Origin of the sequence: Citrobacter sp. Cf116, assembly GCF_030336505.1 — a bacterium.
Lineage (GTDB): Bacteria > Pseudomonadota > Gammaproteobacteria > Enterobacterales > Enterobacteriaceae > Citrobacter > Citrobacter freundii.
In genome coordinates this window covers 324,618-342,341 of record NZ_JAOWEQ010000037.1, presented here as the reverse complement: position 1 = coordinate 342,341, position 17,724 = coordinate 324,618, and the positions used below count along the sequence as shown (strand labels likewise).

Here is a 17,724-nt window from a genome sequence, read left to right as displayed (position 1 = left end):
CATAGCATCATGGGACCTCTATGAAAAGTAACATGCCCGTTACACAAATTGAGCACGCACTTAACGATAAAACGACGCTGCTTTCTACGACGGATAAAGAAAGTCATATTACCTACGCCAACTCCGCATTTATTGATGCCAGCGGATTTAACGAACAGCAAATAATGGGCGAACCGCATAATATTATTCGCCATCCTGATATGCCTCCCGCGGCGTTCGCCGATATGTGGTACACGCTACAGCAGGGAGACAGCTGGACGGGAATGGTGAAAAACCGTCGGCAGAATGGCGACCATTACTGGGTTCGCGCCAACGTTACACCGGTCTGGCACAATGAAAAGCTCACTGGCTACATTTCAGTGCGTACCGTTCCTTCGCGCGATGAAATAACTCAAAGCGAAAGTTTATATCAAAAAATTAATAACCAGCAGTTTAAAGGGTTTCGACTTTTTAAAGGCATTATCATTCGCCGCGGCATATTGTCATGGGCATCAATGTTTAAATGGCTGAGCATTGGCCAGCGCGTCAATTATTCTTTAGGGGTAATCGCCCTGCTCGCTGTGCTATTTCTTTTTGCTCCTGTTAATCCATTTATTCAGGCGGGAGGGTTGCTGTTCTTATTTCTGATGCTTGCTATTTACCTTAAGTATCAAATTTGTCAGCCAGTTAATACGCTACTGACGCAAATGAAGAAAGTGGTATCCGGGAGAAAACCTGATAACTGTCATTTAAATCGGGTGGATGAGATCGGAATGTTGATGCGCCTGGTTAATCAGTCCGGGCTTAATCTGAATTCACTGGTCGATGATGTCAGTACGCAAATATCCGGTATTCGCGCTATCAGTCAGCGAGTATCAAAAGAAGGTACGGCGCTGCATAAGCGTTCCGAAGAAACCTCCGCCGACCTGCAACAAACCGCTGCCGCCATTGAAGAAATTGGTAGCGCGGTACAGCAAACTGCTGAGACTGCGGCACATACTATGACCATGGCCGATAAAACCAGCGCCAATGCGGCAGAAGGCGGCGATATCATGAAACAAACTATCGCCATGATGCAGGCGATATCGCGTGACAACGGGCAGATCGTCGACATCATCGGCGTCATTGATAGTATCGCCTTTCAGACCAATATTCTGGCGCTCAATGCCGCGGTCGAGGCCGCGCGAGCCGGAGAGTCAGGACGCGGTTTCGCCGTTGTGGCGGCAGAGGTCCGTAATCTGGCACAGCACTCAGCGTCTGCAGCAAAAGAGATCAAACAGTTGATTGAGAAGAACGTCGCCAACGTGAATAGCGGCGTCAAAATGGTAGAACAAACGGAGACGCATCTTACCGGGATGATTGGCGATGTCCTGCAGATGTCGATGATGATCAAAGATATTAGTCTGGCGACGCGTGAGCAAACCCTGGCGCTGGATCTGATTAACGATTCGATTTCACGCGTTGGCACCATGACACACAATAATGCCGAGATGGTGGAACGTGTCACCGATGCTACCGCCGATCTGACTCAACGTTCATCGCGCTTACAGCAGGCCGTTCAGGTCTTTGGCGTATCAGCATAACCTTACGGCGCTTATCGGGTGAATGTCTCGATAAGCGCACTCCTCTCCAGGTATTTACGCCCTTTTCTTTTATTGGCTGAATCGAGGCCACACCGCGCCAGTGCAGGCTGTACAAAAATGCTGAATTCTTGTTATCGGGGCTTTGCGGAACCGAACAATTGAATGTAGGATGCTCGGCCGGCAGTTTTCCCCCGTAACACAATGAAGGGTAAGGCTGTTTTCGCCGCAGCAGGTGCGGCAAAAAGGATTTGTATTTTTGTCAGGTCAACAGGAAAAGTAATGAACACAAACAACACGCAAGCCGCGGAACAACATGCGGCGAAACGACGCTGGTTGAATGCCCACGAAGAGGGGTATCACAAAGCGATGGGAAATCGACAGGTACAGATGATCGCCATTGGCGGCGCAATTGGTACCGGGTTGTTTTTAGGGGCTGGCGCACGCTTGCAGATGGCTGGTCCTGCTTTGGCGCTGGTTTATTTGGTATGCGGTATTTTTTCGTTCTTTATACTGCGCGCGCTTGGCGAACTGGTTTTACATCGCCCTTCCAGCGGCAGCTTTGTCTCCTATGCCCGTGAATTTTTAGGTGAGAAAGCCGCCTATGTGGCTGGCTGGATGTACTTTATCAACTGGGCGATGACCGGCATTGTCGATATCACCGCGGTGGCGTTGTATATGCATTACTGGGGCGCATTTGGTGATGTACCGCAGTGGGTATTCGCCCTCGGCGCGCTGGCCATTGTCGGCACCATGAACATGATCGGCGTGAAGTGGTTCGCGGAGATGGAGTTTTGGTTTGCACTGGTCAAAGTGTTGGCGATTGTGATTTTCCTGGTGGTGGGTACCGTCTTTTTAGGCACTGGAAAGCCATTGGATGGTAACGCCACGGGTTTTCACCTGATCACCGACAACGGTGGATTCTTCCCACATGGCTTGCTGCCGGCGCTGGTACTGGTTCAGGGGGTGGTTTTCGCGTTTGCCTCCATTGAACTGGTGGGCACCGCTGCTGGAGAATGCAAAGATCCACAAACCATGGTGCCGAAAGCGATCAATAGCGTTATCTGGCGTATTGGTCTGTTCTATGTGGGTTCTGTCGTGCTGCTGGTTCTGTTACTGCCGTGGAATGCCTATCAGGCAGGGCAAAGCCCGTTTGTTACCTTCTTCTCCAAACTGGGCGTGCCGTATATCGGCAGTATCATGAATATCGTGGTGCTCACCGCGGCGCTTTCCAGCCTTAACTCTGGGCTGTACTGTACCGGACGTATTTTACGTTCCATGTCGATGGGCGGATCGGCGCCGAAATTCATGGCTAAAATGAGCCGCCAACAGGTACCCTGGGCGGGGATCCTCGCCACGCTGGTCGTCTATGTCGTCGGGGTATTTCTTAACTATCTGGTGCCGTCGCAGGTGTTTGAGATCGTGTTGAACTTCGCGTCGTTGGGCATTATTGCGTCGTGGGGCTTTATCATGGTCTGTCAGATGCGTCTGCGCCGGGCCATAAAAGAAGGTAAAACGGCAGACGTTAGCTTTAAACTGCCGGGCGCTCCGTTTACCTCGTGGCTAACCCTGGTGTTCCTGTTGAGCGTGCTGGTGTTGATGGCGTTTGACTATCCAAACGGCACCTACACTATCGCGTCATTACCGTTGATTGCCATCCTGCTGGTGGCAGGCTGGTTCGGCGTGCGTAAGCGCGTCGCGGAAATCCACCGCACCGCGCCGTAATGGCTGAAGGCCTGACAGGTTAACCCTTCAGGCCTTCTTTTTTAGTTCGCTTCAATCAACTGCGCTACATCGTTGCTGTTAATTTCCCGCGCGTTTCCATCCTGATCGGTATAGCTCGTCATTCCCGTATCTTTATCCAGTTTTGGCTTACCCTGGGTGGTAATGGTTTGTCCGCTTTTGGTCGTCATGACGTAATCAGTGGTGCATCCTGCCAGAGTAAACAGCATTACGCCTGCACAAAGACAGATAAATGGCTTTTTCATGGTATTCCCGTGTTATTCAGTTAGCCGTTGAGGGCGTAGTGTAAGTCCCTGAAGTGGGTCGGGCTACTGGCGGGGTGTAACGAGGCGTATCGTGGGGTTTAGAGAAATGACAGGAGGGGTTTCCCCCTCCTGATTTTTTACAGCGCAATACGAATAACATCGTCCGGCTGGGTAGCTTCCTGCTCGCGGGTAGATTTCTGTTTCACGCTGACGTACAGGGTTTTACCATCGGCAGAGAGCGCCAGGCTATTCGGGAATGTTGGGGTCTCGAATGTTTTGACGACTTTATAGCTTTTCGCGTCGATCACACTCACTTTACCGGCCTGGCGATGAGTCACGTAGGCTTCATTACGCGTCGGGTTGAACAGCACGGCAAGGGATTCCGGCGCGGCGACTTTTGCCAGTACGTTGCCATTACGGGTGTCGATTACCAGCACTTCCGCCGCTTTAGAGTCGGTGACAAATGCACGGTTGCCCGCTGTGTCCAGGCTCAGGTTGATAAAGAAATGCTCTTTCCCATCATCCAGCAGTTTTTTGCGGCTGATAATTTTGTTGGTGGTGGTATCGATGGTAATGAATTCACCGTCCGCATTGGCGGTGTACAGGCGCTTAGCCTTGCTGTCGACAGCCAGAGCGGTGCTCATTTTGCCGGTATTTTGGATGGTGTCCTTCAGTTTAATGGCGTCGCCGTCCACCACCCAAATCACGCTCTCTTTACCAATACCGCTAATGTATACCGTGTTAGTGGCGTCATCTGCGGCCAGCTCACGCGGCTGCAGCGGGCGAACATCTTCAGAACGCTTACGCGCATCCAGCACCAGACGTCCTTTCACCGCGCCCGTTTTAGCATCCATCGCCGTTACCGCGCTATTTACCGTGTTGCCGAACCACAGCGTTTGCGTGGCGTTATTGATGGTGGCACCAAACGGTTTGAGATCGTTATGAATCACCTGAGTCACTTCGAGGGTGACCGGGTCAAGGCGGTAAACCACCCCGCCGGTATCCAGTTTGCGGCTCTGTGAGGTCGCCAGCCACAGCGCGTTCTCTTGTTGGCTGTATGCCATTTCATAAGCGCCTTTACCGACGGCTTTGCGCAGCAGTTCTTCTGCAGCCTGCGTAGTAAAAGATGATGCAACGAGCAGTGAACCTAACAGTAAAGAACCACGCAGACGCGGTGAAAACAGATGACGTAAAGACATGACGACTCCCTTTGATAAATTCGTTTGTTACTGCTTCACATAGCTTCAATGAGCAAAATCATGGTTTTGCCTTTTTAAGAATGAGAATAGTAATCATTATTTATCTCAATGTGGAGTATTTATTCGCTTTCGGGTTGTAACCTTCTCATTTTCTCCATGAATAATCGCTTTTCATCCAGATAACGTCATTGGCATTTTACTAGGCCTACATTTCGTACGAAGCAGGCCTGGTTACAGACATTCACAGTCTTCCGCTCTTACGCATCAATCCTCAGCAAGACGAATAACTACCTTGCCGAAGTTTTTGCCGGTCAGCAGACCGATAAAGATTTGTGGCGCATTTTCCAGACCGTCGGTCACCTGCTCGCGGTAGTGGATTTTGTCCTCTTTAAGCCAGCGCCCCATCTCCCGCTGAAACTCCTGAATGCGGTGACCATAATCCTGACCAATGATAAAACCCTGCATCCGGATACGCTTTTTCAGCAGCGTTGCCATTAACAGCGGTAATCTGTCAGGTCCGGCCGGAAGCGACGTTGCGTTATAACCACTGACCAGGCCACAAAGCGGAATCCGCGCTGAAGTATTGAGCAATGGCAGAACGGCATCAAATACTTTTCCGCCGACGTTTTCATAATAAATATCAATTCCTTGCGGGCAGGCTTTTGCCAGTTGTTGCGCAAAATCTTGTGCGTGGTGATCGAGGCAAACATCAAAGCCCAGCACCTCTGTGGCATGTCGGCATTTCTCTGCCCCACCAGCCACACCGATTACCCGACAGCCTTTAAGCTTACCGATCTGCCCAACCGTTGCGCCAACCGGCCCGGTTGCGGCGGCTACCACCAGCGTTTCTCCCGCTTTCGGCTGACCGATATCCAGCAGGCCCATATAAGCGGTAAACCCCGGCATACCCATAACACCCAGCGCCCAGGAGGGATGTTCGGGATGAGCGCCAAGCTTCACCAGTCCGTTACCGTCGGAGATGTCATAGTCCTGCCAACCGCTGTAGCTCAATACCCATTCGCCTGGCTGGTAGTCCGGATGGCGGGATGACACCACGCGACTTACGGTACCACCCACCATAACACCGCCAATCTCTACTGGTGGTGAGTAAGATGGCTCATCGCTCATGCGGCCACGCATGTAGGGATCGAGGGAAAGATAAACAGTGCGCAGCAAAACCTGGCCTTCGCCCGGGGATGCCACCTCATCTTCTTCAAGACGGAAGTTCTCTGGGACTGGCGCGCCATGTGGACGGGAAGCCAGTACCCAGCGACGGTTACGATTAGTCTGTTGACCCATGATGTGCTCCTCTGCTTTTGGCATGAATCCATCAATAGTAGCAGTCTGCGCCTGCTATTTAGCTGACGACGTGGTTTAACCGCACAACCAGGTAAACGCAGGGTTTCGCGGTTTCATTGATAAACCGACAGTCATTCGGCGGGCCAAGTTCCAGGCAATCACCTGCCTGCATTTCATGGCGTATGTCCCCTTCCACAAAGACTAATTCCCCCTGCTGTAACCAGATAAGTTGTCTGGCCTGCACATAGGAAGAAGCTGGCATCGGGATATCACTTCCGGCGGGTAATTCAATCTGCACCAGATCGATAGGTAGATCGCTGCGCGGTGAAACATGGCGGCGCAGATAGTGGCTTTGCGGATCGTGCCAGACGGGCTGGTCAGCGAAGCGCAGCAGCTTGCCCTCCTGCATTTCAGCCCGCGCAATCAGGGTAGACATGCTGATGCCAAACGCACCGGAAAGTCTACCCAGCAGCGTAGCCGTTGGACTACTCTCGCCGCGTTCTATTTTATGGATCATCGCCCGCGACACGCCCGCGCGCTCGGCAAGTTCCGTGAGTGACCAACCGCGAGATTCCCGCTCAATGCGAATTCTTGCACTGATCCGTTGATTTATACTGTCTTCAATAGTATTCATATTGTAATACTATAGTGAACAAGCCCTGAGGTTCAACATGTCAATTCGATTTGCCAGCAAAGAAGACTGCGCCGCCATTGCAGAAATCTACAACCATGCGGTACTGCATACGGCGGCTATCTGGAATGATCAAACGGTCGATGCCGAAAACCGTATTTCCTGGTATGAATCCCGACAATTGATGGGGTATCCGGTACTGGTGAGTGAAGAGAATGGCGTGGTTACGGGATACGCCTCCTTTGGCGACTGGCGTAACTTTGATGGCTTCCGTCATACCGTTGAACATTCGGTGTATGTCCATCCAGAACATCAGGGAAAAGGACTCGGACGAGCACTACTCAGCAGACTGATAGACGAAGCCCGCGCATGCGGCAAGCATGTCATGGTGGCAGGTATTGAGTCTCAGAATCAGGCATCACTGCATCTGCACAGCTTGCTGGGCTTTAAAACCACCGCGCAAATGCCACAGGTTGGAACCAAATTTGGGCGGTGGCTGGATCTGACCTTCATGCAGTTGCAGTTAGACGATCGTCGTGAACCGGATACCCTTAGATGAACCAGACGCTGACCCTCTCCTTTCTGATTGCGGCGGGTATTGGTCTGGTGGTGCAAAATACCTTGATGGTGCGCATTACGCAGACGTCCTCGACGATCCTTATCGCCATGTTACTTAACTCGCTGGTCGGGATCGTGCTGTTTGTCAGCATATTGTGGTTTAAGCAAGGTTTAGCAGGGTTTGGTGAATTGGTTTCCAGCATACGCTGGTGGACACTCATCCCCGGCTTGTTGGGATCGTTCTTTGTTTTCGCCAGCATTAGTGGATATCAAAATGTAGGCGCTGCCACGACGATTGCGGTACTGGTTGCCAGCCAGCTTATCGGGGGACTGATACTGGATATTCTGCGCAGTCACGGCGTGCCGCTACGGGCGCTAGTGGGCCCAATTTGTGGCGCGGTAATGTTGGTGATCGGGGCATGGCTGGTGGCGAGACGTTCGTTTTAATTGCGCTTATCCGACCTACAGAACGCGCCTGTAGGCCGGATAAGATCCGGCGAGGAAATATCAAAGAATAGTGCCGCCTTTGGTCAACTGTTCGCGACGGGCTTCCATATCTTCTTTATGCTGACGGCCATGATGGGCGATAGCCGTACGCAAACGCTGTTGCTGGGTATAGCGGTCTTCCCGGCTCAACGCGACATCATCGCTGAGCTCAATCAGCAATTCATTCATATGCGTAATGACGCTCTCCTCAATGGCGGCATCAACACGTGCGCTGACCTCATCCAGATGCGACATAACCTCTCCTTAACTCATTAATTTAATTTTGCTTTTGAAAAATCACTGCCCATCAGGCTAACGCTGTATCCGCTGACGTTGCTACGCGTAGCGTAGAACGTTTTACCGTTTGCCAGGGCTATCCAAGGAGCCTGCTGATAGAAAATCTCTTGTGACTGCTGGTAAAGCGCGGCGCGCTCTTCCGGTTTGCTCACCAGTTTCGCCTTTTCAACCAGCGAATTATACTCTTTATCGCACCAGCGCGCGGCGTTAGATCCGGTTTTTATGCTGTCGCAGCCCAGCAGCACATCGGCGAAGTTATCCGGATCGCCGTTGTCTGACATCCAACCAAACAACGCGGTGTCGTGCTCACCTTTACGCATTCCGGAGAGATATTCACCCCACTCGTACGATACAATTTTCGCCTTCACGCCCACCTTTGCCCAGTCGCTCTGGATCATCTCGGCAATCCGTCGGGAGTTCGGGTTGTATGGGCGCTGGACCGGCATTGACCACAGCGTCGCTTCAAAGCCATTTTCCAGTCCAGCCTGCTTCAGCAGGTCTTTCGCTTTTTGCGGGTCGTAAGCGTAATCCTGCAGATCTTTATTGAACCCCATCATATTCGGTGGAATCGGCGATTTTGCCACCGTACCGGAACCTAAGAAGACGGCGTTAATAATGGCCTTTTTATCGGTCGCGTAGTTTAGCGCCTGACGCACCAGTACGTTATCAAACGGTTTTTTCTCGGTATTAAATGCCAGATACCCGACGTTCAGCGCGTCAACCGAATGCAGCGTCAAATCCTTATTCTTTTTAATCTCGTCAAACTGTACGGGCGCAGGTGCTGGGATTATCTGGCATTCATTGGTTTGCAGTTTTGCCAGCCGCGTCTGGACGTTTGGCGTGATTGAGAAGATCAGGTGTTTCGTTGGAACGGCGCCATCCCAGTAGTTAGGGTTGGCAAGATAGCGGATTTGCGAGTCCTGCTTGTACTGCTGCAGCACGTAAGGCCCGGTGCCAATCGGCCAGTTGTCGACGTTTTCCGGTGTACCTTTTTTCAGCATCGCGTCGGCATATTCCGCAGAGAGAATCGAGGCAAAATCCATTCCCCAGTCGGCAAGAAACGCAGCGTTAGGTTCATTCAGGACAAACTGAACGTGATAATCATCGAGCTTCTTCACTTCTTTAATCAGTTTATCCAGACCGACATCGTTAAAGTATTCATAGCTTCCCTGAGAAACCTTGTGATACGGATGATCGGCATCCTTCTGCCGTAATACCGAGAAAATCACGTCGTCAGCGTTGAAGTCGCGGGTCGGTTTAAAGAATTTATTACTGTTGAATTTCACGCCTTGACGCAGGGTAAAGGTATAAGTCTTACCGTCAGGAGAAATCGTCCAGTCCGTTGCCAGAGATGGTACCGGGGTATTCTTTACCGGATCAAAGTTGATGAGTCGGTTGTAGAGCACTTGTGAACTGGCCACAAATGAGGGACCGGAACTGGCAATTTGCGGGTTAAATGACTCCGGCGATGCTTCCGAGCAATAGATGATGGTGTCAGTATTGGCCGCGAACGCAACGCCTGACGGTATGACGGTGCTGAGAGCCAGCGCGAGTAACGTTTTCCTTGCAATCATGGTTATAAGCCTTCTTATTTTATTATTAACCGAGATATCAGAGCATAGCTGACAAAAACTGACCAATAACAAATCACTATCAGGTTATTCTAATCAGGTGTATTTCGCTGAATAATTCATCACCCTAAGCGAATTAATTTCCCTTAAGTCTTTTTCAAAACGTCAAGATTTTTCCCGGCACTCTATGCCATGAAAATTAGCCCCTTTTTGCCTCTCTTTCTCCGTTTGCTCGTTTTTATAAAACGTAAAGTAGATACGTGAAGAAGTCTAAGGGGTAACAACGTGGCAAAAACTCTCTTGCGCAGCGGCAATTTGGATGACTATCAGGCCGTGGGCGGCGGTGGTCAGGCCGTGTTTGATTCAGCATTGCAAATACGTGAAACGCTTCGTCTGCGTAAACAGCAGGCGATGGTGGATTGTTTGGCGATCCCACAAATTAACGACAACGGCGATCGGGTTGACTGGTATTCCCCGATAGAAGGGAAAGCCGTGGCGTGGAAAGCCGCTGATGAAGAAGCACGTTTTCGTGCGCTGCGCTATCTGGGGAGCACGCTGGAAAATGCGGCGGCTCTGAGCCGTAAAAGCCTGCAGTCGGGAAAAACCTCCCTACAGCTGTTTGGCTCTCTGCTCGAAAAAGCCATCCAGTTTCCCGGTGAAAACCACGTGTTTCTGGTTGATGGCAAACCCGTTATTACGTTCTGGGGCTTCGTCAATCTGAATGAAAATCCCCGCGACGATGTGCTCGATTGCCTGCGACTTGCCGATATTCCTCCTGTCGTTACCGTAGCAGAGCCGGAACAGGAAGAAGAAATCCCCCCGGAAATCACCTTCGCCGAGGCTGATGCGCCTTTATTGACGCCAGTCGTCGAGCTGGCTAAACCGGCTGAACCCGAACCACAGCCACCGGTTATAGTTAACGAACCGGAGGTTACACCGCCGCTGGCACAAGAGAAACCTGCGCGCCGCCTGCCTCTGTGGAGCCTGCCCGTTGCCGCAGTCATCATTGCCGCCATCGTTGGGCCGCTGCTGCGGGTACAGACCACCCAGCCCGTACCCGCAGCCGCCGCTGTTGAAGTCGCTAAGATTGATATGGCACCGCTGCCAGCACTGGCATCTGCACTGCCCCTGCATCGTGCTGAAGTGACTCCAGCTGCGAAGAAAGAGAAACCTGTAGAAGGACCGGTGGTGATCGCCGCGATTCCAAAAGATGCGCTGGTGATGGATGCCAATCAGATGAAGGCAGGAACGACGCGTTTCCTCAATGGTAACTGGCGCGTCCTGGTCGATGTTAAAGATCCGGTGAGCGGCAAAGCGCCGTCGCTGCGCTATCAGATCCAGGCTAATAAAGGCACTGCTCGCGTGGTTCATGGTGACAATATTGTTTGTCGTGCCGAGATTTTCTCCGGTTTGCACCAGTCGGGTGAATTAATGATTAAGAGTCGCGGCAATGCCCGTTGTACAGACGGGTCACGTTATCCGATGCCTGAAATTACCTGCAAAGCGGGAACCAACGACGTCGCCGCCTGTACCGCGCGTTATGACGATCACGCGGAAATCCCTCTGACAATCAAAAAGATAGGTGCCTGATTCTATGTTGGTGAATCTGTGTGATTACAAGCAGAGCGTGACGCTCATCGCCAATAGCGGTGTTCAATTCCTGGATTTTGGCCTGACGCCGCAGGAATCTGCGCACCATGGCCGCTTTGTGCGCAAAACGGCAAACGGTCCCCTGCTACGGCTGGATTTCGATCTGGCAACGGGTCGCTATACCTTGCCTGGCAGCACTGGCGGTCAGCCCGAAGTGGTGAAACCGGAAAGTACCCAGACGCTGCATTATTCTCTGGATGTCCTCGACGGTGTCTGGCTGCCGCTGCCGTTTCTGCGCTTTAACCCACCGCGCACGTTTGTTGAAGGCCCGGATAACTGGGCGCGCGTGCAGGTACGAAAACTGGCGCAACCCGACAGCGCGGGCAACACCCACCGCGTTACCGTGGCGCTGGATAGCCAGCTCACTGAAAATGCCCCTGCAGCGTTAACGCCCAATGAAAACGACCTGCTCAACGGGACACGATTCGCGCTGGCCTGGCATGACAGCGAAATTGCTGATTTCCTTGACCAGACCTGGATTGACGGCTGGTTGCGCGAATCTTTTATGCACCATGTCACCCAACATGAGAATCGCTCAGAACAAGAGATCCAGCTGGCGCTGCGTAACTTTGAATACCAGGCGCACTGGCTGAATGTGCTGACCCTGTTAGGCGAGCAGCTTTCTGTCCCGGAAGTGAAACTGGTTACACATACCCTTAGCACACCCGCTATTCCCGTCGATCTTATTTTAGATATCGGTAATACCCATACCTGTGGCGTCCTGATTGAAGATCACGGGGATGCCAATGACGGGCTGCGTCAGACCGCTGAATTGCAGGTCCGTTCGTTAAGCGAGCCGCAGTTCCTCAACGATCCGCTGTTCACCAGTCGGCTGGAGTTTTCCGAAGCTCGCTTTGGTAAGCAGCATTTTTCCGTTGAGAGCGGACGTGATGACGCCTTTATCTGGCCGTCGATTGTGCGTGTGGGTGATGAAGCCCGTAAGCTGGCAATGCAGCGTATGGGCACCGAGGGCAATAGTGGGATCTCCAGCCCGCGCCGTTATCTGTGGGATGAAACGCCGGTGTTACATGACTGGCGCTTTAGCCAGATGAATGGAAAAACCCAGCGCGAACCGCTGGCTACCGCCTTCCCACTGATGAACCTGATGAACGATGACGGGCAACCGCTGTTCAGCCTGCCGCAGGACGATCGTCTGCCGGTATTCTCACCGCAATACAGCCGCAGTACGCTGATGACGCATATGTTATGCGAAATACTGGCCCAGGCGCTGGGGCAAATTAACAGCGTAGCGACGCGTTTGCGCCTCGGATTCCCGGCATCTCCTCGTCAGTTACGGACGCTGATCCTGACCCTACCGTCGGCGATGCCCAAACAGGAACGCGAGATTTTCCGCCTGCGCATGTTTGAAGCTATTGCCCTGGTCTGGAAAGCAATGGGCTGGCACCCGCAGGATGAAGACTTCACTACCCGTAAACAGCAGGAAAAGAGTGTGGTTCCCGTACCTGAAATTCAGATGGAATGGGATGAAGCCAGTTGCGGGCAACTGGTGTGGCTGTATAACGAGGCTATCTCTCACTACGATGGCCACACCGAATCATTCTTTAACGCCCTTGCCCGCCCGGACCGTTTGCCGGAACCCGGTGAGACTAAAGGTCGGGCGCTGCGCGTGGCATCGATCGACATTGGCGGCGGGACAACGGATATGGCCGTCGTCCATTATCAGCTTGATGACGGCGTCGGCGCGAACGTTAAAATTACCCCGCATTTGCTGTTCCGTGAGGGTTTTAAGGTGGCAGGCGATGACATGCTTCTGGACGTGATTCAGCGTTGCGTGTTGCCTGCGCTGCAAACCCGCTTACAACAAGCTGGCGTGACCGATGCCGCTGCATTACTGGCCACGCTGTTTGGCGATTCCGGTCGCATCGATACCCAGGCGATTTTGCGTCAACAAACGGCATTGCAGCTCTTTATGCCGCTCGGTCATGCGGTACTCAGTGCCTGGGAACAAAGCGATATTAACGATCCGGTCGCTGGTCTGCATGCCACATTCGGAGAACTCCTGAGCCAACGACCAACGCGCAACGTGATGAACTACATCCAGCAGGCTATCGACCATGCGTTGCCAGCAGGTTCGCCAGCGTTTGATGTTCTGAGCGTGCCGTTGCAGGTACAGTTCAGGCAGTTACAAGAAGCTCTGTTAGCGGGGCAATTTACCCTGACTTCCCCGCTGCACGCGGTTTGTGAGGCTATTTCACATTATCGCTGCGATATTTTATTAGTGACCGGCAGGCCCGCCTGTTTACCGGGCGTGCAGGCGTTGATCCGCCATCTGCAACCTGTTCCGGTTAACCGTATGATCTGGATGGATAACTACCGCGTGCATGAGTGGTATCCGTTCAGCCAACAAGGGCGGATTGGTAATCCCAAATCCACCGCGGCAGTCGGCGCCATGCTGTGTAGCCTGGCGCTAGATTTGCGTTTGCCGCGTTTTAACTTTAAAGCTGCCGATATCGGCGCTTACTCGACCGTACGTTATCTTGGCGTACTGGATAACACGGTCAATACCCTGCGCGATGAGAACATCTGGTATCACGATATTGATCTGGATAAACCCGGTGCGAAGCTGGATGCCCGGTTGCACTTCCCGTTACGTGGCAACGTGACGTTAGGATTCCGGCAACTGGCAAACAGCCGCTGGCCTGCCACGCCGCTGTATACGCTCAGCATAAATTCCGCCGAACTGGCAAAAACCATCGCCGGAGATGGCGTGTTGAATGTACGGCTGCAGCTACGCGGCGGCAGCAAAGAGAGTGGCCCAGAATTCTTCGTCCTAAGCGATGCCTGGTTACAGGATGGCACCCCCGTTGCCGCCAATGCCTTAACGTTAAAACTGAATACGCTGGCAGACCGTCGCCATAGCGGAAGCCATTACTGGATCGATAGCGGGAGCGTGTACCTGAAATGAGTAAGATGTTAAATACCGCGCAGGCCGCCATCGAGTGGGTGGTAGATACCCGTCAACGTGCGGCGCGTCTTGATGATGAAGCGGATGCCCTGCTGGCACAGCTTACGCTAGCCGCAGTGAGTGAATCTGCGCTGGAGACAACCTTTTCATCGCAAGGATGTATAGGGTTATACGGACATTCACAATCGGCAAAAGCACATCTGCTTGCGGCATTGTGCAGCAATGCCACTGGCAAAGTGAATATTGTTACTCCGGATCGCAGCTTTGATTATTTCTCGCATATTAATCCTGGCCATGCGCCAACCAATATGGTGATCCGCTTTACGCGCGATGAAAATCAGCATGATAGCGAATGGCCGTTGCGTCTGCGGTTACTCAGTGAAGCGGAACTGGTACAGCTATTTATCACCCAGTTCAGCGCGCTCCCGGATAACCGGCAGGTCGAGAAATCGATTATTGAGGCGCGCCTGGAAAAATGGCAAACGCTGCGTCAGCGTCACCCTGTGCCGGGCATTACCGCACATGATGTTGCGGCAATCGGTCGTTTCTGGCGCTCCTGCGTACCGGCAAACCAGCAGCAAATTGACGATGCGCTATGGCACCAGTTTGCCACGTTGCTGCCCGCACTGGATCTGACTACCCGGGCAAACGCCTGGGCACTACTGTGGGGAGAACAACCAGAATTGACGCAGCAGTGGCTGACTCTGGCGCACACGTTGCAACAAACCGGACACGCGCAAGAATTAGCGGCCCCGCTGAGTCTGCTGGTTGATCATTTTGGTTTACCTGCCGAAAGTTTCCTGACCCAGGTGGCATTGACCGGCAATAATGAGGCGCAAAGCGATTTGGTGGTTCATCCGATTGAAAATCATCAGTTGCTCAATGCAGTCAGCCTTTCTTTGTCGTCACTGGCGCTGCTCACGCGCGAACTGGTCCTGACGGTTGAAGACGCGGTGCTGGAGAATGTCGATCTGCTCGATATTCCCCTCGCCCCGGATACTCACCCGCATCCACTGTGGCAGGCAAAATTAGGCTGGATGCTGGAACATTACCGCCAACACCTGCAACCGGATGTGCTCTTAATCTGCAACGCTGTCTCTACCCGCGCCCAGACGCCCACCATCACCCGCAAGCTATTGGGCTGGGTTAACGATACTCAACCCGTCCACGACGCCGCATTGCCAGGCGTGGTCTGGGCCATTACCCCGCAGGATGCGCGTTTTAGTACCCAGCAAAATCTTGACGAATCCGTGCAGCAATTAATGGGCAAACCCGGACTGCACTGGGGCACGCTGCAGGCGCTGGATAAACACAGCTTACAACGCCTCGTCGAATGGTTGACTCAGGCAACCTCACCACAGCAGCGCCAGGCCAGGCTGACCTCCCTGCGTGAACAGCACCAGCAGCGCGTACGCGAAACCCTAATCGGCTGGATTAATCCCGTTGAGACCGAATCAGCAAGCAATGAGTCAGTGATCCGCCAGCTACAGGCTCAGGCGGCAAAGCATGGCGAACTGCTGGATGGTTTGCTCCCGCCGATGCGCATTTTTGAATCGCTGCTGCGTATTCAGCAACCGCGCGAGGAGCAGGTAAGTGGTTTATTTAATGAAGAGATTGACCTGTTTGCCGAGGTGCGTGACACAATGCACTCACCGGAAAGCCAGGAGACCGGATATCAGGCTCACAAAATGTGGATTAACCACGTGCGCCAGTGGTGTCGCGATGAAAATAATGCCCGCCGTTTACGACTCGATCCCCGTACGTTAAGACAGGTTGCCGACATCCTCGTCACCACCAGCTATCGCCTGGAGATGCCGCAACGCTTACAGCGCATTATGCAGCGCGAAAACGTCTGTGCCGCGCAGGTATACGCCGATATCGGTGATTTTATTACCTGGCTTGGATTTGCCGACGTTGCTGAGGAGCAGCGGCCTGCCAGCAGGATCCTGAAAGGATCGGCTATTTTTAGCGCGCCGAAGCAACAGCCGATGTTACGCCTGACGAAGCTGGATGAACAACCTTCGCACGGCGCAAGCCGCTACGTATACGACTGGCTGGTCGCTTTGTATACCCGTGCGAATGAGAACGTGGGGTATCAGCATCCACAGGATGTCAGCGAAGTCGACAAAAAGCGATTAGATGCCCTGCTTTCCGCCTGAAGCGGTGTTTACGCCGTCATCAGAAGAGAGAGAACATTAACGCGACGGGAAAACTCATCGGCCAGGTCGCACCGACTAATACCGCGCTGAGAAAGCGAATTCGCTTTTTATCGCGGGAAAGAAACCAGGTGATGATTGCCGTGATAACGGCCATCACCGCATAAAAAACCAACATTTTTTGGTACAAAGACATGTAAGGCATCCGGGCCGAAAGGTGAAATCGCGCGCAATATGCTCTTTTTTATGACTTACATCAAGTTTTATTAATTAATTTAAGAAAAGCGGCTGTAAAACAACCCATTTTCATTATGTTCAGAATTCGTACTATTGCGGATAGTTATAACCCGTACTATACCCATATGGGTTAAAACGAAAGGTGGCACAAATGAATGTTTCCAGTAAAACGGTGGTGCTGATAAATATATTTGCTGCTGTAGGACTTTTCAGTCTGATTTCCGCAAGGTTCGGCTGGTTTGCTTGATGTAACTCTTCTTGATTAATTGCAGCGTCCGCTGGCAGAGAGGTTCATCTCTCTGCCATCAGTAAACGATCTTCCCACTCTGCCATCACCAGGTAAATTATCCTTAATATGTAATACCCCTAATCCTTCTGCGGCATTATATTGCCTGAATAACGGCCTGGCGTTGTGCCGGTATGCTGATGGAAGAAAGCAATAAAAGCACTGTCGCTGACAAACTCCAGATATTGCGCGACCTGGCTGATATGGCATCCGTCAGCCAACATCTCCATGGCTTTTAACAGCCTAAATTGCTGCCGCCAGTCCTGATAATTCATCCCGGTATCCCGGGTAAATATTCGACCTATTGTCCTTTCACATGCCCCAACCTGTCGGGACAATTGATTCAGTCGTGGTGGCAGTTCGCCCATGCGTAATCCTTCAAGCCACACGTTAAGTCGCGGATCTGAGGGATACTGCAATGTCCAGTTTTCACTGTGGGCGGCACGCATTTCCTCACAAAATACGGTTATGAGACTGGTCTGCTGCGCGGCAGGCATCTCCCATGACCAGAAAGACATACGTTCTATCACCTCAAAAAAGAGAGGGTTAACGTCGACTATCTGCAGCGGTAAATCAGATAACGGCAACGTGGTTGAGAAGTACAAAGAACGATAAGCCATCACGCCGCGCATTATGGCGCGATGTACCGTACCGGCTGGGATCCAGACCGCACGACGTGGCGGTAGCAGACACAACGCCTGTTCCAGCTCAATCGTTATGCTTCCCGCTGCCGAATAAAGTAGCTGATGACGAAGATGGCTGTGCCGTCCTGAATCGTGTACGCCCATCTCGGAAGCAATCCCGATTACCGGTTTATCAAAGCTGTCCGCATCAAAAGCATCATCCGGGGCAATTTTCATCTTCTGTCCGATATTTGACAT

16 protein-coding genes are annotated in these 17,724 nt (G+C 52.3%); 8 read left to right on the top strand and 8 right to left on the bottom strand.

What is annotated here, in order from left to right; translation table 11 throughout:
• Nucleotides 1–20 precede the first annotated feature (20 nt).
• On the top strand, nucleotides 21–1,562 hold the full coding sequence (locus tag OGV74_RS11030; RefSeq protein ID WP_086504104.1) for a methyl-accepting chemotaxis protein: 1,542 nt from the start codon (nucleotides 21–23) through the stop codon (nucleotides 1,560–1,562).
• Nucleotides 1,563–1,841: 279 nt separating this feature from the next.
• Nucleotides 1,842–3,284, top strand: coding sequence for an L-asparagine permease (ansP, locus tag OGV74_RS11025; protein ID WP_003843715.1), 1,443 nt, complete (start codon nucleotides 1,842–1,844; stop codon nucleotides 3,282–3,284).
• Nucleotides 3,285–3,325: 41 nt separating this feature from the next.
• Here ansP and OGV74_RS11020 read toward each other — a convergent pair whose 3' ends face one another.
• The 4 genes from OGV74_RS11020 to OGV74_RS11005 form a co-directional block, all read right to left on the bottom strand.
• Complete coding sequence (locus OGV74_RS11020) at nucleotides 3,326–3,547, bottom strand: YgdI/YgdR family lipoprotein (protein ID WP_003020157.1); 222 nt, start codon at nucleotides 3,545–3,547, stop codon at nucleotides 3,326–3,328.
• A 137-nt stretch (nucleotides 3,548–3,684) separates the two neighbouring features.
• Nucleotides 3,685–4,746: a 7-bladed beta-propeller protein YncE gene (gene yncE / locus OGV74_RS11015; RefSeq protein ID WP_003843717.1), complete on the bottom strand. Its 1,062-nt coding sequence runs from the start codon at nucleotides 4,744–4,746 to the stop codon at nucleotides 3,685–3,687.
• Between the two features lie 264 nt (nucleotides 4,747–5,010).
• Nucleotides 5,011–6,045, bottom strand: a complete 1,035-nt coding sequence (gene curA, locus OGV74_RS11010) for an NADPH-dependent curcumin/dihydrocurcumin reductase (protein WP_060854903.1) — start codon at nucleotides 6,043–6,045, stop codon at nucleotides 5,011–5,013.
• Nucleotides 6,046–6,103: 58 nt separating this feature from the next.
• On the bottom strand, nucleotides 6,104–6,679 hold the full coding sequence (locus OGV74_RS11005) for a helix-turn-helix domain-containing protein (protein ID WP_003020168.1): 576 nt from the start codon (nucleotides 6,677–6,679) through the stop codon (nucleotides 6,104–6,106).
• 37 nt (nucleotides 6,680–6,716) lie between these two features.
• On the opposite strand from OGV74_RS11005, the gene OGV74_RS11000 reads away from it, so the two are divergent.
• Both OGV74_RS11000 and OGV74_RS10995 read left to right on the top strand, forming a co-directional pair.
• Nucleotides 6,717–7,235, top strand: coding sequence for a GNAT family N-acetyltransferase (locus OGV74_RS11000; protein WP_086504105.1), 519 nt, complete (start codon nucleotides 6,717–6,719; stop codon nucleotides 7,233–7,235).
• On the top strand, nucleotides 7,232–7,681 hold the full coding sequence (locus OGV74_RS10995; protein WP_003836163.1) for a DMT family transporter: 450 nt from the start codon (nucleotides 7,232–7,234) through the stop codon (nucleotides 7,679–7,681). The genes OGV74_RS11000 and OGV74_RS10995 overlap by 4 nt, the downstream gene beginning before the upstream one ends.
• Nucleotides 7,682–7,741: 60 nt before the next feature.
• Here OGV74_RS10995 and OGV74_RS10990 read toward each other — a convergent pair whose 3' ends face one another.
• Entirely contained in the window at nucleotides 7,742–7,975 is a 234-nt protein-coding gene (locus OGV74_RS10990; RefSeq protein ID WP_003020183.1) for a YdcY family protein, read from the bottom strand.
• A gap of 17 nt (nucleotides 7,976–7,992) precedes the next feature.
• Nucleotides 7,993–9,591 carry an ABC transporter substrate-binding protein gene (locus OGV74_RS10985; protein WP_048217763.1) on the bottom strand — a complete coding sequence of 533 codons (1,599 nt, stop codon included), beginning with the start codon at nucleotides 9,589–9,591 and terminating at the stop codon, nucleotides 7,993–7,995.
• Between the two features lie 282 nt (nucleotides 9,592–9,873).
• On the opposite strand from OGV74_RS10985, the gene OGV74_RS10980 reads away from it, so the two are divergent.
• Genes OGV74_RS10980 through OGV74_RS10970 form a run of 3 tightly spaced genes read left to right on the top strand, consistent with a single transcriptional unit; the run spans nucleotide 9,874 to nucleotide 16,323 of the window.
• Entirely contained in the window at nucleotides 9,874–11,178 is a 1,305-nt protein-coding gene (locus OGV74_RS10980) for an SrfA family protein (RefSeq protein WP_286520788.1), read from the top strand.
• A 4-nt stretch (nucleotides 11,179–11,182) separates the two neighbouring features.
• Nucleotides 11,183–14,164 (top strand): virulence factor SrfB, encoded by a 2,982-nt coding sequence (locus OGV74_RS10975; RefSeq protein WP_061548290.1) that lies wholly within the window; start codon nucleotides 11,183–11,185, stop codon nucleotides 14,162–14,164.
• Entirely contained in the window at nucleotides 14,161–16,323 is a 2,163-nt protein-coding gene (locus tag OGV74_RS10970; RefSeq protein WP_086504107.1) for a virulence factor SrfC family protein, read from the top strand. Before OGV74_RS10975 ends, OGV74_RS10970 begins: the two co-directional genes overlap by 4 nt.
• Nucleotides 16,324–16,342: 19 nt before the next feature.
• On the opposite strand, the gene OGV74_RS10965 is transcribed toward OGV74_RS10970, so the two are convergent.
• The gene (locus OGV74_RS10965; RefSeq protein ID WP_003020198.1) at nucleotides 16,343–16,516 is read right to left on the bottom strand and encodes a GhoT/OrtT family toxin; all 174 of its coding nucleotides are present in this window, start codon (nucleotides 16,514–16,516) and stop codon (nucleotides 16,343–16,345) included.
• Between the two features lie 192 nt (nucleotides 16,517–16,708).
• Between OGV74_RS10965 and yncL the strand changes: the two genes are divergently transcribed.
• Nucleotides 16,709–16,804, top strand: coding sequence for a stress response membrane protein YncL (gene yncL / locus OGV74_RS10960; RefSeq protein WP_071524268.1), 96 nt, complete (start codon nucleotides 16,709–16,711; stop codon nucleotides 16,802–16,804).
• Nucleotides 16,805–16,923: 119 nt separating this feature from the next.
• Here the strand turns inward: yncL and OGV74_RS10955 are convergent, their stop codons facing one another.
• The gene (locus OGV74_RS10955; protein ID WP_071696151.1) at nucleotides 16,924–17,703 is read right to left on the bottom strand and encodes an AraC family transcriptional regulator; all 780 of its coding nucleotides are present in this window, start codon (nucleotides 17,701–17,703) and stop codon (nucleotides 16,924–16,926) included.
• Nucleotides 17,704–17,724: the final 21 nt, after the last annotated feature.